This window comes from Pseudomonas sp. Q1-7, assembly GCF_028010285.1.
Lineage (GTDB): Bacteria > Pseudomonadota > Gammaproteobacteria > Pseudomonadales > Pseudomonadaceae > Metapseudomonas.
Window position 1 is genome coordinate 3,006,889 of the sequence record NZ_CP116304.1, and the last position, 14,745, is coordinate 3,021,633.

Annotated in this window: 15 protein-coding genes; 3 read left to right on the forward strand and 12 right to left on the reverse strand. The window is 66.6% G+C overall.

Translation table 11 applies throughout. The features are described from left to right. Positions 1-5: 5 nt before the first annotated feature. The 10 genes from benB to PJW05_RS13845 all read right to left on the reverse strand — a co-directional run bounded on the left by benB (position 6) and on the right by PJW05_RS13845 (position 9,749). The gene (gene benB, locus PJW05_RS13800; protein WP_271407584.1) at positions 6-494 is read right to left on the reverse strand and encodes a benzoate 1,2-dioxygenase small subunit; all 489 of its coding nucleotides are present in this window, start codon (positions 492-494) and stop codon (positions 6-8) included. Continuing rightward, positions 491-1,849: a benzoate 1,2-dioxygenase large subunit gene (gene benA, locus PJW05_RS13805; protein WP_271407585.1), complete on the reverse strand. Its 1,359-nt coding sequence runs from the start codon at positions 1,847-1,849 to the stop codon at positions 491-493. Before benA ends, benB begins: the two co-directional genes overlap by 4 nt. 243 nt (positions 1,850-2,092) lie before the next feature. After that, positions 2,093-3,052 (reverse strand): AraC family transcriptional regulator, encoded by a 960-nt coding sequence (locus PJW05_RS13810; protein WP_442969163.1) that lies wholly within the window; start codon positions 3,050-3,052, stop codon positions 2,093-2,095. Positions 3,053-3,191: 139 nt separating this feature from the next. Then, positions 3,192-4,541 (reverse strand): MFS transporter, encoded by a 1,350-nt coding sequence (locus PJW05_RS13815; RefSeq protein ID WP_271407587.1) that lies wholly within the window; start codon positions 4,539-4,541, stop codon positions 3,192-3,194. Between the two features lie 249 nt (positions 4,542-4,790). Further along, the gene (locus tag PJW05_RS13820; RefSeq protein WP_271407588.1) at positions 4,791-5,489 is read right to left on the reverse strand and encodes a class I SAM-dependent methyltransferase; all 699 of its coding nucleotides are present in this window, start codon (positions 5,487-5,489) and stop codon (positions 4,791-4,793) included. Beyond that, positions 5,473-6,435: a C-terminal binding protein gene (locus PJW05_RS13825; RefSeq protein ID WP_271407589.1), complete on the reverse strand. Its 963-nt coding sequence runs from the start codon at positions 6,433-6,435 to the stop codon at positions 5,473-5,475. Before PJW05_RS13825 ends, PJW05_RS13820 begins: the two co-directional genes overlap by 17 nt. Next, positions 6,432-6,743, reverse strand: a complete 312-nt coding sequence (locus PJW05_RS13830; RefSeq protein WP_271407590.1) for an AzlD family protein — start codon at positions 6,741-6,743, stop codon at positions 6,432-6,434. Before PJW05_RS13830 ends, PJW05_RS13825 begins: the two co-directional genes overlap by 4 nt. After that, a complete protein-coding gene (locus PJW05_RS13835; RefSeq protein WP_271407591.1) occupies positions 6,740-7,447 on the reverse strand; it encodes an AzlC family ABC transporter permease in 708 nt (235 codons plus the stop codon). The genes PJW05_RS13830 and PJW05_RS13835 overlap by 4 nt, the downstream gene beginning before the upstream one ends. Further along, positions 7,444-8,544, reverse strand: a complete 1,101-nt coding sequence (locus PJW05_RS13840) for an aminotransferase class I/II-fold pyridoxal phosphate-dependent enzyme (RefSeq protein ID WP_271407592.1) — start codon at positions 8,542-8,544, stop codon at positions 7,444-7,446. Before PJW05_RS13840 ends, PJW05_RS13835 begins: the two co-directional genes overlap by 4 nt. A gap of 20 nt (positions 8,545-8,564) precedes the next feature. After that, positions 8,565-9,749, reverse strand: coding sequence for a KamA family radical SAM protein (locus tag PJW05_RS13845; RefSeq protein ID WP_271407593.1), 1,185 nt, complete (start codon positions 9,747-9,749; stop codon positions 8,565-8,567). Between the two features lie 139 nt (positions 9,750-9,888). Between PJW05_RS13845 and PJW05_RS13850 the strand changes: the two genes are divergently transcribed. Then, positions 9,889-11,280, forward strand: coding sequence for an aminotransferase-like domain-containing protein (locus PJW05_RS13850; RefSeq protein ID WP_271407594.1), 1,392 nt, complete (start codon positions 9,889-9,891; stop codon positions 11,278-11,280). 15 nt (positions 11,281-11,295) lie between these two features. On the opposite strand, the gene PJW05_RS13855 is transcribed toward PJW05_RS13850, so the two are convergent. Together PJW05_RS13855 and PJW05_RS13860 are read right to left on the reverse strand one after the other, a co-directional pair. After that, on the reverse strand, positions 11,296-12,138 hold the full coding sequence (locus PJW05_RS13855; RefSeq protein ID WP_271407595.1) for an IclR family transcriptional regulator domain-containing protein: 843 nt from the start codon (positions 12,136-12,138) through the stop codon (positions 11,296-11,298). 157 nt (positions 12,139-12,295) lie between these two features. Continuing rightward, complete coding sequence (locus PJW05_RS13860) at positions 12,296-13,264, reverse strand: AraC family transcriptional regulator (protein ID WP_271407596.1); 969 nt, start codon at positions 13,262-13,264, stop codon at positions 12,296-12,298. Between the two features lie 224 nt (positions 13,265-13,488). Here PJW05_RS13860 and PJW05_RS13865 point away from each other — a divergent pair, with 224 nt between their 5' ends. Then, complete coding sequence (locus tag PJW05_RS13865) at positions 13,489-13,761, forward strand: DUF4242 domain-containing protein (RefSeq protein ID WP_271407597.1); 273 nt, start codon at positions 13,489-13,491, stop codon at positions 13,759-13,761. 9 nt (positions 13,762-13,770) lie between these two features. After that, the gene (locus PJW05_RS13870; protein ID WP_271407598.1) at positions 13,771-14,583 is read left to right on the forward strand and encodes a class I SAM-dependent methyltransferase; all 813 of its coding nucleotides are present in this window, start codon (positions 13,771-13,773) and stop codon (positions 14,581-14,583) included. Positions 14,584-14,745: the final 162 nt, after the last annotated feature.

Below are 14,745 nucleotides of genomic sequence, written 5' to 3' on the forward strand. Positions count from 1 at the left end.
GCACCCTAAATGTGATAGACGTCGATGACTTGACGCACGTAATCGTTTTTCAGAACCACCTTCTTCGCCTTGATCAGCGGGCTCTCGCCGCGCACGTCGAGGGTGTAGAAGCTGGTGCCGAAGTAGCTGTCCACGGTCTTGTAGCGGAAGCTCAGGGTGTGCCAGTTGAAACGCACCTTGCACTGCCCGTCGGCCACTTCGAGAAGCTCGATGTTGCTGATGTTGTGGGAGGTGCGGGTGTCCGGCATGGTCGCGCTGGAGCGCTCGGTCTTGATGCGGAACACGCGGTCTTCCAGGCCGCCACGGTTGCCGTACCAGATCAGCGAGATTTCGGTCTGCGGGTCTTCGGTCAGCTCGTCGCGGTCGTCCCAGGACGGCATCCAGAAGCTGGCGTCGCTGGCGTACAGCTCCAGCCAGTTGTCCCAGTCCTTGTCATCCAGGTAGCGCGCTTCGCGGTAGAGGAAGTCGCGCACGGCGTCGTAAGAGATGCTCATTGCACGGCCTCCACGGGGATCAGTTGCTGCTCGGCGGCGGCCGCCTTGAGCATGGTTTGCTGCCAGTACTGGTGCTGCAGCACGAACAGGCCTTCATCCTCGGTGCGCACACCGGAGAGCAGCGGATGCAGGTCGATTTCCTGGGCGGCGGCATCGGCGCCTTCCACCCAGTGCTCGGCACCACGGGACATGTCGTTCCAGCCACGGCTGCCCTGGTAGCCCAGCTGGCAGGAGCGGAATTCCTCCAGGTCGTCCGGGGTGGCCATGCCGCTGACGTTGAAGAAGTCTTCGTACTGGCGGATGCGCTTGGCGCGGGCATCGGCACTCTCGCCCTTGGGCGCGATGCAGTAGATGGTGATTTCGGTCTGGTTGACCGAGATCGGCCGGGCGATGCGGATCTGCGAGCTGAACTGGTCCATCAGGTAGACGTTCGGGTACAGGCAGAGGTTGCGCGAGTTCTCGATCATCCAGTCGGCGCGGGCCTTGCCGAAGTCCTGGGCCAGTTCGTCGCGGCGCTCGTAGAGGGGGCGATCCTCGGGGTTGGCCCAACGGGTCCAGAGCAACAGATGGCCGTGGTCGAAGGAATAGAATCCGCCGCCGTTCTTGGCCCAGCTGCCGGCGCTCATGGTCTTGATCTCTTCGCCCGCCTCGCGCTGCTTGCGCTGGTTCTGGGTGGCGGCGTAGTTCCAGTGCACGGAGCTCACGTGGTAGCCGTCGGCGCCATTCTCGGCGGTCAGCTTCCAGTTGCCCTCGTAGATGTAGCTGGAGGAACCGCGCAGCACTTCCAGGCCCTCGGGGGACTGGTCGACGATCATGTCGATGATCTTCGCGGACTCGCCCAGGTGCTCAACCAGCGGCTTGACATCGGGGTTCAGGCTGCCGAAGAGGAAGCCGCGATAGGACTCGAAGCGCGCCACGCGGGTCAGGTCGTGGGAGCCTTCGCAGTTGAAGCTGGACGGATAGCCGGCTTCGGCCGGGTCCTTCACCTTCAGCAGCTTGCCGGAGTTGTTGAACGTCCAGCCGTGGAAGGGGCAGGTGTAGGAGGAACGGTTGCCGCTCTTGTGGCGGCACAGCTGCGCGCCACGGTGGCTGCAGGCGTTGAGGAAGGCATTGAGCTCACCGTCCTTGTTGCGCGCGATGAAGATCGGCTGGCGCCCCATGTTGAGGGTGAGGTAGTCGTTCTTCTCGGGAATCTGGCTCTCGTGAGCCAGGTAGATCCAGTTGCCCTCGAAGATGTGCTTCATTTCCAGCTCGAACAGGCGCGGGTCGGTGAACATCTCCCGCTTACAGCGGTAGATGCCCTTCTCCTTGTCTTCCTCAAGCAGCGAATTCAGGTAGTCGAATCCCAGGGACATGGCCGGGGCCTCCGTTGTTATTGTTCAGGCCAGGTCAGGTTAGGGATGCGGAGGAACGGGCAATATCCGCTTTGTGCAGATCGCTATCCGTTTTGTGCAGGGTGGTGGTGAAGGTCATTGAAAGCCTGTAGGAGCGAATTCGTTCGCGAAGGGAACGCGCAGCGTTCCCGTGGCCCCACGCCCGCGCGGGTGCCGATGATCGCGAATGAATGCGCTCCCACAAGGAAAGACGATGAACGCGCGCTACGACCCGCGCCGCTTCAAGGTATCCGACGGCAACTCGCCGAACAGGCCCTTGTAGGTCTCGGAGAAACGCCCCAGGTGGAGGAAGCCGTAGTCCAGGGCCAGTTCGGTGACGTTGCGCACGTTGCAGCTGGGGTCGGCCAGGCTGGCGCGGATGCGTTCCAGCTTCTTCTGGCGGATGTAGTGCTTGGGCGTGGTGCCCAGGTGGCGCTCGAACAGCGCGTAGAGCGAGCGCAGGCTCATGTTCGACTGCTGGGCGAGCATCTCGCTGCTGATGTCCTGCTTCAGGTTGCCCTCGATGTAGTCGAGGATGCGCTCGAAGGACGCCGCCTGGGAGCCCAGGCTCTCGCGGCTGACGTTGGTCTTCATCACGGACAGCAGCTTGGCCCCGACAATCTGCGCGTAGTGTTCCTGCACCCGCAGCAGCGGATCGCTGGCCTCGGCTTCCTGGCAGACCATGGCCAGCAGGTTGACGAAGCCCTCCAGTTCATCCAGCCGGTAGGTGTTCTGCAGGAAGCGCACGCCGGAACCCGGCCGCTGCCAGCGCTGCTCTTCGCAAATGCCTTCCAGCAGCGCGGTGGGCATTTTCAGGATGAATTTTTCGCAATCGTCCGAGTAGGTCAGGTCGACCGGGTCGTCCGGGTTGATCAGCAGCAGTTCGCCCGGCGCCAGGTAATGCTCTTCCTTGTGCCCACGCCACAGGCAATGGCCACTGAGGAGAATCTGCAGGTGGTAGATGGTTTCCAGGGCCGGCGAGGTGACCCGCACGGCGCCGCCGTAACTGATGCGGCAAAGATCGAGGTTGGCGAACTTGCGGTGGTTGAGGCTGGCCTCGGGGTGGCCTGCGGCAGGCAGCCGGATGCAGTGTGACCCGACATGCTGGTTCACATATCCGGACACGGCGTAGGGGTCGGCACGTTCGAACACCCTACTGCGTTCACTCAGCAGGCGACTATCCATCACAGGCACTCTTGTCGTTGTTGTATGTCGCGGGCGTCATGCCGTTCGGCAAGCGCCCGCGATCTTCATAACCGCGATTCTATGTGAGCCTTTTCCTACATGCTGCAGGCAGAGATAAACGGTTACGAATGGGGATGCATCAGGTCGCGTCGGCGTGGCTGACCAGGCCCTTGATGATCACCGCCGTGGTGGCGATGGCGGCGGGCACCACCAGCGCCGTCAGCACCTGTTCGAAGTTCCAGCCCAGGCCCAGCAAGGTCGCGCCGATCCAGGCGCCGAGGATGGCGCCGAAACGGCCGATGCCGAGCATCCAGGACACTCCGGTGGCGCGGCCCAGGGTCGGGTAGAAACGCGCCGCCAGGGACGGCATGGCCGATTGCGCGCCGTTGACGCACATACCGGCCAGCAGCACCAGGGTGGCCAGCAGCGTCACCTCGCCCAGGCTCTGGCCCACGCAGTAGGCGAACACGCCGGCCAGCAGGTAGAAAATGCCGATCACCTTGTGCGGGTTGAAGCGGTCCATCGCCCAGCCCACGCCGACGGCGCTGAGCACGCCGCCGAACTGGAACAGCGCGCCGATGAAGGCCGCCTGCTCCAGGCTGGCGCCGCTGTCGCGCATCAGGGTCGGCAGCCAGCTGGTGAGCAGATAGACGATCACCAGCCCCATGAAGTAGGTGAGCCAGAGCAGCAGGGTGCCGGCGCTGTAGGTGCCGGAGAAGATCACCCGGAAAACACTGCCCCCCTGGGCGGTCTTCTGCTCCGGCACGCTGAATCCGCTGGCCACCGCCACCTCGGCCGGCGCGATGGGCGACAGCGCCTTGCGCACCTTGTCCGCGCCCTTGTTGCGCACCACCAGGAAGCGGGCGGATTCCGGCAGCCAGAGCAGCAGCACCACGGCAAGCGCCAGGGGCAGCAGACCGCCGAGCAACAGCAGACTGTGCCAGCCATAGGCCGGGATCAGCGCGGCGGAGACGAAGCCGCCGGAAGCCATGCCGAGGTTGAAGCCGCAGAACATGCTGGTCACCAGCAGCGACTTGAGGCGTTCCGGGGTGTACTCGGAAAGCAGCGTGGTGGCGTTCGGCATCGCGGCGCCCAGACCGAGACCGGTAAGGAAGCGCAGCACCAGCAGTTGTTCGAGGTTGGCGCTGAATGCGGAGACCAGACTGAACAGCCCGAACAGGAATACCGCCGTCACCAGGACGACCTTGCGCCCGAAGCGGTCAGCGATGGGCCCGGAGCCGAGGGCGCCGAAGACCATGCCGATCAGCGCGGCGCTCATCACCGGGCCGAGGCTGGCGCGGTCGATGCCCCAGTCCTGGGTCAGCGCCGGGGCGATGAAACCCATGGCGGCAGTATCCAGGCCGTCGAGGAAGACAATGAGGAAACACAGCAGCACGATGCGCCATTGGTAGGCGGACAGTGGCTGGGCGTTGATGAAGGATTGGACATCGAGACTGCCCGTGGCGGGCAGATGGGCTGGGCTGGTCATGCAAGAATTCCTGCTAATGGTCTTCCTCCGCATGCGGGCCGTTCTCTGCGGCCTCTGACGGGGAAGTCCCGGGCTGGACAGGAATGAGGCGTCGCCCGGCGCGACAGGCCATTGCCGGGGAAGAGCGCTCATTGTTGTTATGAGCCGCGCCGGCTGGTGGCGCGACTGTGCAGACCTTACGAAGAGCCGACAGGCGGTTCAATTCGATAATCGGCAAATCGTTCGATAGTCGAACATTGTTTGCCCGCCCTACCCCGGCCTCGGCCCCAGCACCAGGGCGAAGCGCCCCGCCCCTTCGTCCACCCGCAGGTCTCGCCAGGCCAGCCCCAGCGCGGCGAACGGCGCCGAGAGTTCCTCCGGGTCGAACGCCCGCTGGCGGAAGCGAAAGCGCCGGGGCGGCTCGTCGCCCGCCTCGGGCCACAGGTCCAACGTCACCTCGAACCGGCAGGGTTCGCCGGGGCAAGGCCGGTTGCGGGCCTCGCGCCACCAGCGGCGGCCGCCCAGCAGCAACGCCTGACGGCCGTTGAACTGCGGACTGACCTGGATGGACCGGCGATGGTAGGCATCCAGATAAAGGCAGCGCGTGCCATCCGGGCGCAGCGCGGTGACCAGGGAGCGCGCGGCACTGGCCAGGATGCCGTCATCCAGCAGGTAGGCGCTCACCGCGCCGGCCATGAGAATGCTGTCGAAGCACTGGCGGAACGGCAGCCGGCAGACGTCGGCCTGCACCACGGGAATGCCGGGGAAACGGCGCGCCGCTTCGCGTACCGCCCCGGGGTCGATGTCCAGCAGCAGCGCGGGCGCCTGCGGCAACTGCGCGATCAGCCCGAAGTAGCTGCCGATCCACAGCGTGTCGCCGAGCCGCGCGGGCAGCCCGCCGAGGTCGACGAAACGCTGCGAGTGGGCCGCATAGGCGTCGTAGAGCAGGCCCTCAGGGCTGGACGACATTGCGGTGGCGGCCGCTGCGCAGGATATCCAGCAGCACGCCGGCCGCCTTGCGCCGCAGCTCCGGCAGCGCGGCCTCGGAGTAGAACGCCACGTGGGGCGAGAGGATCACCTCCTCACGGTTGCAGAAGGCCTCGGGAATCGCTTCCCGTTCGTTCTCGTAGACGTCCAGGCCGACGCCCCGCAGGTGCCCCGCCTCCACCGCGGCGGCCAGGGCGGTGCCGTCGATCAGCGGGCCACGCGCGGTATTCACCAGGTACTTGCCGTGCAGGCGTTGCAGTTCCCGCGCACCGATGAGATGGCGGGTTTCGTCGTTCAATGGCGTGTGCAGGCTGACCAGGTCGGAATCGCGCAGCAGGTCATCGAGGTTCTCGCAGCGCTGTACGTTCAGCGATTTTTCGGTACCGCTGCTGATGTAGGGGTCATAGAAGCTGACCTGGCAACCGAAGGCCTGGAAGCGCCGTGCCACGGCCATGCCGATGCGGCCGAAACCCACCAGGCCGACGCGCAGTTGCGACAGGCGCGGCAGCGTGCCCACCTGGCGCCAGTCCCAGCCACCGCCGCTGACCACCGCATGACCGCGCGGCACCCGGCGCAGCAGGCCGAGGGCCAGGGCCAGGGTGTGATCAGCCACTTCCTCGGTGCCGTAGTCCGGCACGTTGGCCACCTGCACGCCGTGGCTGACGGCCGCCAGCAGGTCGATGTTGTCGAAGCCCACCGCCGCCCGCACCACGGCCCGGCACCTGGGCACGTCCTGGAAGAAGGCGCGGTTCAGCGGCACCAGGTGCCAACTGATGAAACCGTCGCAGGCGTACGCCTCGGCGGGCAGCTCACAGGTGTCCGACACCTGGTAAAGCGTGACTTCGGCGGCGTCGCCGAACACGCTGCGTTCGATGTCGGGATCGGTGACGTAGCAGTTGTGGCGGGAATCGATGATGCCGATTTTCATACGAAAGCTCCTGTCAGCCAGCGGATCAGCGCGCAGCAGGCCGTGCCCGCGGCCACGCCGACCAGTACGTTGCGAAAGCGCCAGACCAGCGCGAGGGTCAACAGCGCGCTGATCCAGATGGAGGGATCGCCCTCCACCAGCCGCGGGCTGATAAGGGCGGCGAGGATGGCCGCCGGCAGGTTCTGCAGGAAGCGCTGGCCGAAGCCGTCAAGGGCTTCGCCGCTGACCGGCAGCAGCAGCGGCAGCGTGCGGGTCAGCCAGGTGGCCAGGGCCATGCCGAGGATGGCGAGGAGTTCGAGCGACGTCATGCGGCACCTCGTGACAGTTGCGGGAGAGGCAGTGCGGCGACCACGGCGCTGGCGACCACGGCGGCGATCACCACCGAGGCGTCACCCAGGCCAGGCAGGTGCATCACCGCCGTGGCGATGGCGCCGGACAGCAGCCAGGTGCCGAAGTCCATCAGGTGGCGCCAGAGCAGCACCATCAGCGACAGGAACATCGCAATGAAGGTGAAATCCAGGCCGAAGGCGTCCGGGTCGGGGATGCGGCTGCCCACCAGGGTGCCGATCACCGATCCGCCGACCCAGCCGGCGTAGATCAGCAGGCCGGCCTGGACGAAGTAGCGCAGCGAGGGCTGGGCCTGCTTGAAGCGGTGTTCGGCCAGGGCCCAGGTTTCGTCGATCAGCAGCAGGGCGAAGGACGGCAGCAGGCGGCTGCGCGATTCCCGCAGGAAGGCGCGGCGCAGCGACAGGCTCATCAGCAGGTGGCGCAGGTTCACCAGCAAGGTGGTGAGGACGATGCCCACCACCGGCAGGTGCCCCGGCTGCCACTGTTCGATGGCGACGAACTGCGAGGCACCGGCGAACACCAGCAGGCTCATCAGCGCGGTGGCGAAGGTGGTCAGCCCGGCCTTGCTGGCCAGCACACCGAACACCAGGCCGAACATGAAGCCGCTGACGATGATGGGTGCGGCGTCGGTGAAGGCATCGCGGAAGGTCAGGACAGGTTTCATGGCAATACCTCGCGCAGTCGTTCGAGAAAGCCCGAGGTGATGCTGGCCTGGCACAGGGTGACGCGGATCAGGTGCTGGAACGCCCTGTGCTGCGGGCGATGCACGGCAATTCCCGCCTCCAGCAGGCGGGCCTGCACGCGTTCGGCCGACTCGTTGGTGGGCAGCTCGAACGAGACGAAGTTGGTGCCCGACTGCAACGGGCGCTGGCCGAGGGTGCGCAAGTGCTCGGAAAAGCGCAGGCGCAGTTCGGCATTGCGCTCGATGATCGCCGGGCCGTTATTGGCATCGTCCAGGGCCAGCAGCGCGGCGTACTGGACCAGCCCGCCGAGGGCGTAGTGCACCTTGCTCCGTTCCAGGATATCGAGCAGCGGCCGCTCGGCCAGCGCATAGCCGATGCGCAGTCCGGCCAGGCCATGGGACTTGGACATCGAGCGGATGCGCACGCAACGGGGCAACGGCCTGGCGCTGCCTTCGCCAAGGGCCGGACAGAAGTCCAGGTAGGCCTCGTCCAGCAGCAGCAGGCAGCCTTCCGGCAATTGCTCGATGAAACGTTGCACCTCGTCGTGGGCGCTCCAGGAACCGGTGGGGTTGTCTGGATTGGCCAGGTACACCAGCCGTGCCTGGGCGCTCCGCGCGCGCTCGGCGAGGAGCACGAGGTCCACCCGCGGCCCTTCGATGCCATAGCGGTACGGCACTTCCACCAGGTGGCAGGCGTTGGCACGGGCGAAATAGCCGAAGGTCGGGTAGGTGCCGGCGCTGCACACCACGGTATCGCCGGGACGACACAGGGCCTGGACGCAGAGACCGATCACCGCGTCGGCACCGGCGTCCAGGCTCAGGTGCTCCGGGTCGAAGCCGTAGTACTGGGCCAGGGCCTGGCGCAACTCCCAGGCCCCCGGATCACCGTACAGGCGCGCGCGCTGGCAGAAGGCATCGCCGAAGGTTTCGCGCAGGCGGGTCAGGGGTGCGTCGAGACTCTCGTTGCCCCCCAGGCGCAACTGCACGCGCTTGCCGGTACGCCGCTCCAGTGCGGCCACGCCCGGGAACGGATTGGGGTTGTCCTTGCCTGGCGCAAAGGAAGAACCGCTCGACTGCATGGTGGTCTCCTCCTGCGGGCTCATTCCGGGAACGTGCACGGCTGGCCCTTCCAGTTGATGAAGTGGAGAAACTCTCCGTGGGGCCCCTGGTCCAGCATCGGGCGCTGGCCGACCAGGTCCAGCGGCACGGTGAACTTGCCGGTCTTGTGCGGCAGTACGTACTCCGGCACGGCGATGTTCGACAGCCGGCGCTTCATCCTCGCCACCAGGGCCACGGCTGCGCTGATGTCGGTGCGGTAGTTCGCCGAACCCGGCGAGAACGGCATGAAGTGGTAGAGGTAATGCGGCTGCACGCCCATCCGGTAGAGGCTCAGGCACAGCTCGGAAAGGGTCTCGTAGTCGTCGTTGATGCCGCGCAGCAGCGGGATGTTGGCAAACAGGATCGGGCAGGCGCCCTGCAGGCGCCTCACCGCCATGCGGAAGTCGCGGGTCAGTTCCCGTGGATGGGCGACGTGCAGGCCGACGGTGTTGACCTCGTGGCGCGCCAGCACTTCCACCAGTTCGCCGGTGATGCGATAGGGGTTGAAGGTCAGCGCGCGGGTGTGGATGCGGATGATCAGCTCCGGGCGCAGTCCCCGCAGGTCGCCGAGGTAACGGTCGAGGTGGGCGTCGGAATGCATGAGCGGTTCACCGCCGCTGAGGATCACTTCGTCCAGCTCGCGGTGGCTGCGGATGTAGGCCAGGGTGTCGAGCCAGTCCTGGCGACGCAGGCTGCCCTTGTCGGTGTGTTTCTCCAGGGTGCGCAGCGCTTCGTAGCAGAACTGGCAGTAGGCGTGGCAGGCATTGGCCATGCGCAGGATCACGCGGTTGTCGTACTTGTGCTGGCAGATCGGCGTGACCATCTCGTCCGGCAGCTCCCAGTTCTCCGACTCTCCGTCGTAGGCGAGCGCGACGGCCGCTTCCGTGGCCTGCCAGTCGGGCACCAGTTGGCGCCAGATGGGGTCGCTGGCCAGCGGGCGATCGGCCTCGTCCCGGTGGATCAGGCTGGCCGTGTAGGGCGTGATGCCCAGCTTGCGTTCGGCCAGGTGGTGGCGAACGCGCTCGGCCAGGTCGCCGTTGGCCAGGCCGGGAAATGATTGCAGCAGGTCATCCAGGCTGGTCAGCGCGTTGCGCTGTTGCCAACGCCAGTCGGACCAGCGGTCGGTGCCATCGACGACTTCGACGGGGATCGTTCCAGACAGGGCTTGGGTAGCGGAAAGCGTCATCCTGGAGCACTCCTGAACAAGGTGGATTGGGCCCGTTCAGGATGTGGGAACGTCGCTTCACTTGAAAAAACAGCGGGCTATCGACAACACTCACTGTTATGCATTTTGTCTAACAGTTGAGATAAGGACTCGGGAAGCGATGGATATCGTCCTGGATGCCGACGATGAGGTTCCACTGATCGAACAGGTCTTCCGCTGTATCAGCGATGCCATCCGCGCCGGCACGCTCAAGCCCGGTCAACAATTGCCCTCCATTCGCCGCCTGGCCAGCCAGGAGCGGTTGACCTTCCACATTGTCGTCGGTGCCTACGAACGCCTGCAGAGCTACGGGCTGATCAGCGCCCAGCCCGGACGCGGCTATTTCGTCTGCGCCATGCCGAACCTGCCCAGCGTGCAGCCCCAGCCTGCCGCGCCGGTGCCCGAGACGAGCCGGCTGGCCGCATTCTGGAACATGTTCCATGGCGACGACCGCTGCATGAAGGTCGGCTGCGGCTGGCTGCCCCCGGCCTGGCGCGATACCAAGGAGCTGGCCCGGCATGTGCGCCGCACCGCCAATTTCGGCCACAGTTCGCTGGTGGAATATGGCGATCCCGGCGGCTACCTGCCGCTGCGCCAGCACCTGGTGCGCCACTTGGGCAAGCGCCTGCAGGTCGCTCTGTCGCCGTCCCAGTTGCTGACCACCCTGGGCGCCACCCAGGCGCTCGACCTGCTGATCCGCCACATCGTGCAACCGGGCGACCGTGTGCTGGTGGACGACCCCTGCAACAGCACCCTGGTGCAGTTGATCAAGATGCGCGGGGCGCAGGTGGTGGGCATTCCCCGGCGCCAGGACGGCCCCGACCTGCAGGCCTTCGAGGCGGCCGTCAGCCAGTCGCGTGTCCGCGCCTTCTTCATCAACACCCAGTTGCACAACCCTACCGGCACTTCGCTCAGTCCTCAGTGCGCGTTCCGCCTGCTGCAACTGGCCCACGCCCACGATGTGGTGCTGGTGGAGGACGACGTCTACGGCGACTTCTGCCAGGAAGGCAGCCGCCTGGTGTCGCTCGACGGGCTGCGCAAGGTGATCTACATCGGCAGCTTCTCCAAGACCCTGTCGGCCAACCTGCGCGTCGGCTACCTGCTGGCGCCGGCGCCCCTGGTGGCGGAACTGGCCGACCTGAAGCTGCTGACCAGCGTGTCGGTGCCGATCTTCTTCGAACGCTTCCTCAGCGCCATGCTCGCCGACGGCACCTACGCGCGCCACCTCGACGCGGTGCGGCGCCGCCTGCAAAGCGCCCAGGCGGACGTGCAGGACAGTTTCCAGCGTTGGGGCTGGGAGATGTTCCACCGTCCTGCCGAAGGCATGTTCCTCTGGGTGCGCCACCCCGCGATCCAGAACCAGGCACCGTTCATCGAGCGCGCCTTCGCCCAGGACATCCTCCTCGCCCCGGGGGCGCTGTTCAGCGCCAGCGGCAGCGACAGCCCCTGGTTCCGCATCAATGTCGGGCACCTCGACCCGGCCAAGGCCGAAGGACTGTTCGCCGGGGTCTGACGGGGCGTCCGCGGCTCAGTGGAACAGCCGCGCGCTGAGTTCCTTGCTGGCTTCCAGCAAGGCCGGCAGGAAGCGGGTTTCCAGCTCCTGGCGGCTGACCCGGCCGACATGGGTGCCGACGTTGAGCGCCGCGAGCACCTGTCCCGCCGAATCGCGCACCGGCACGGCCACCGAACGCAGGCCCATTTCCAGCTCCTGGTCGATGATCACCCAGCCCTGGCGGCGGATTTCCGCGACGCTGGCGCGCAGGCCTTCCACGGTATGCACGGTGCGGCTGGTCTTCACTTGCAGCTCGGCGTGGTCGAGGTAATCGTCCAGCGCGGCGTCATCCAGGGCGGCGAGCAGGATGCGGCCCATGGAGGTGCAATAGGCCGGCAGCCGACTGCCGACGCTGAGGTCCACCGAAATCAGGCGGTTGGGGGTGGCCGAGCGGGCGATGTAGAGGATTTCGTCGCCTTCCAGGGTCGCCATGGAACAGGCCTCGTGGAGCTGGTCGCTGAGGCGGTCGAGGATCGGCTGGGCCGTGACCGCCAGCGGCGTCGAGGACAGGTAGGCATGCCCCAGGGTGAGCACCTTGGGCAACAGCGAATAGGTGCGCCCGTCGGTGGTGACGTAACCCAGTTTCATCAGGGTGTGCAGGCAGCGGCGCACGGCGGCGCGGGGAATCTCGGTGCGGTGACTGATCTGGGCGATGGTCAGGTGGCGCTTGCGCTCCTGGAATGCGTGGATCACCGCCAGGCCACGCGCCAGGGACGTCATGAAGTTGGGATCGCCGGTGAAGGCTTCGATGCGCTTGGCCGGCGAGGCAATGATGGGCGGAGCCAGCGGGAGCAAGGGGGCACGCAGTTCGTCGGTCATTGTTGTTGTCCTTGGCGGTTCAGGGGCACGGCGAATGCGGCCGATTATCGAACCCTGGTTCGATAATCGCAAATGACCGTGTGCGTTCGACTCGTACTTTCGCCCGCCGCCTACGGCACGCCACCGTCCATTGCCAGCGCCCCGCTACGCCTTTGAACTAGCCGGCCTGGCGGCGCACCTGATTGCGCCGCCAGGCCGCCGGCGGTGCGCCGAACTCGCGGCGGAACGCCCGGCTGAAGGCGGTGTCGGTCTGGTAACCGACGTCCTCGGCGATTCGCGCCAGGGGGGCATTGCTGCGGCTGAGCAGATTGGCCGCCAGCAGCATGCGCCACTGGGTCAGGTACTGCATGGGCGAACTGCCCACCAGTTGCTGGAAGCGCTCGGCCAGCACCGAGCGCGAGGTGCCGGCCGTGCGCGCCAGCTCGTCCAGGGTCCAGGGCTGGGCCGGACACTTGTGCAGGGCGGTCAGCGCCGAACCGACAATCCGGTCACCCAGCCCCGCCAGCCAGCCGGTGCGGCCCTCGGCCTGCTCGTTCATGTACAGGCGCAGCACTTCGATGAACAGCACCTCCGCCAGCTTGGCGAGCACGCCTTCGCCCCCCGGCCGGGGCGACCTGGCCTCGGCCAGGGCATAGCGCACCGAGGCCTCCAGCCAGGGGCCGGCACTGGAGCCACGCACATTGACCCGCACCAGGGGCGGCAGCCCCGCCAGCAAAATGTCCGCCAGCCGCGCGTCGCAGGCCAGGTAGCCGCACACCAGGCGGGTGATCGCACCGCCGCCGCCGTAGGCCAACTGCCGGGGCCGCCGCGCCAGCACCTGGTCCAGGCGGCCACGGTTGGCCGGCGGCAGCCCAGGCTGCGAGGTCATGCGATGGGCATCGCCCTGGGGGAAGATCACCACGTCCCCGGCCACCAGGCGCACCGGTGGGTCAGGGCCCAGTTCGACGAAGCATTCGCCGTCGGTGATCAGGTGGAAGATCACCACCCGTTCCGCGCCAGGCTCCAGCAGGGGCGCCACGAAATCGGCGCGCGGCGACTGGTAGCACCAGGGTGCGCTGAACCTGGCGTTGATGAAGATGGCGCCGACCAGGCGGACGACGCGCAGGGTTTCCGACAGAGCGTCCATCAGCCCTCACCTCAGGCCGCACTCCTGAAATTCTGGTCGCCGCCGGCAACGGACAGCGGTTCGTCGGATAAATGGCCATGCGCGGACGATCGGGCAGGCCTTGCCGACGTTCGGGCAGGACGGCGGCGCGGCGCGGGTGGATAGTTTCGCCTGCACGCCCCTCGCCGCCCAATCCACCCACGGCGTGCGCGCGACACCCCGAAAGCCAGGAAAACGAGGTCGCCATGCCCAAGTTCCTCATCGAAAGAGAGATACCGGAAGCTGGAACACTCACGGAACGAGACCTCAAGGCCATATCGCAGAAGTCATGCCGGGTACTCAGAGAAATCGGACCAGAGGTGCAGTGGGTCCAGAGCTACGTCACCGACGACAAGCTGTACTGCGTCTATCTCGCCGCCAGCGAGGAACTGATCCGGGAACATGCCCGCCAGGGCGGATTCCCGGTCAGCCGCATCTCCCGCATCAGCTCGATCATCGATCCGACCACAGCCGAATGAGCCCCCGAAATGACTACCGCAACTGATCTGAATGCCCTGAAAAGCCGGCAGATGGCCTCCTGGGCCAGCGGCGACTACGCCGTGATCGGCACCACCCTGCAGCTGGTCGGCGAACTGCTGGCCGAAGCCTGCGACCTGCGCCACGGCGACAGCGTACTCGACGTCGCCGCCGGCAACGGCAACGCCACCCTCGCCGCTGCGCGCCGAGGCGCCCGCGTGACCTCCACCGACTACGTGCCGGCCCTGCTGGAACGTGGTCGGGAACGCGCCCGCGCCGAACACCTGGACGTTGCCTTCCAGCCCGCCGACGCCGAGGACCTGCCCTTCGCCGACGGCAGCTTCGATGTGGTGCTGTCCACCTTCGGCGTCATGTTCACCCCCGACCAGGCCAAGGCCGCGGCCGAGCTGACGCGGGTCTGCCGCTCCGGCGGCCGCATCGGCCTGGCGAGCTGGACACCCGAAGGCTTCATCGGCCAGATGTTCAAGACCCTCGGCCGCCACCTGCCACCCCCACCCGGCGTGCAGCCGCCCTCTCTCTGGGGCGTGGAAAGCTACCTGCGCGAACTGTTCGACGGTGACGCCCGCGAAGTCTCGGCGGCGCGCCGCCTGTTCAACTTCCGCTACCAGTCGGCGGCGCACTTCATCGAGGTGTTCCGCACCTGGTACGGCCCGGTGCACAAGGCCTTCGCCGCCCTCCCCGCCGACGGCGCGTACGCCCTGGAACAGGACCTTACCGAACTGCTGGAACGCTACAACCGCGCCGGCCCCGACTCCCTCATCGTGCCCAGCGAGTACCTGGAGGTGGTGATCACCCGACGCTGACGGGTGATCGCGAATGAATTCGCTCCACGAGGTGGGACGCCCCCCTTGGAGCGAATTCATTCGCCAAGCGCATCAACGACAAGGCCCATCCAGGTGCGCCGCGCCAGCTGACCAGTCTCTCCGGCAGGTGGCCTTACGTCCGATAACCGCACAGAACCCCAT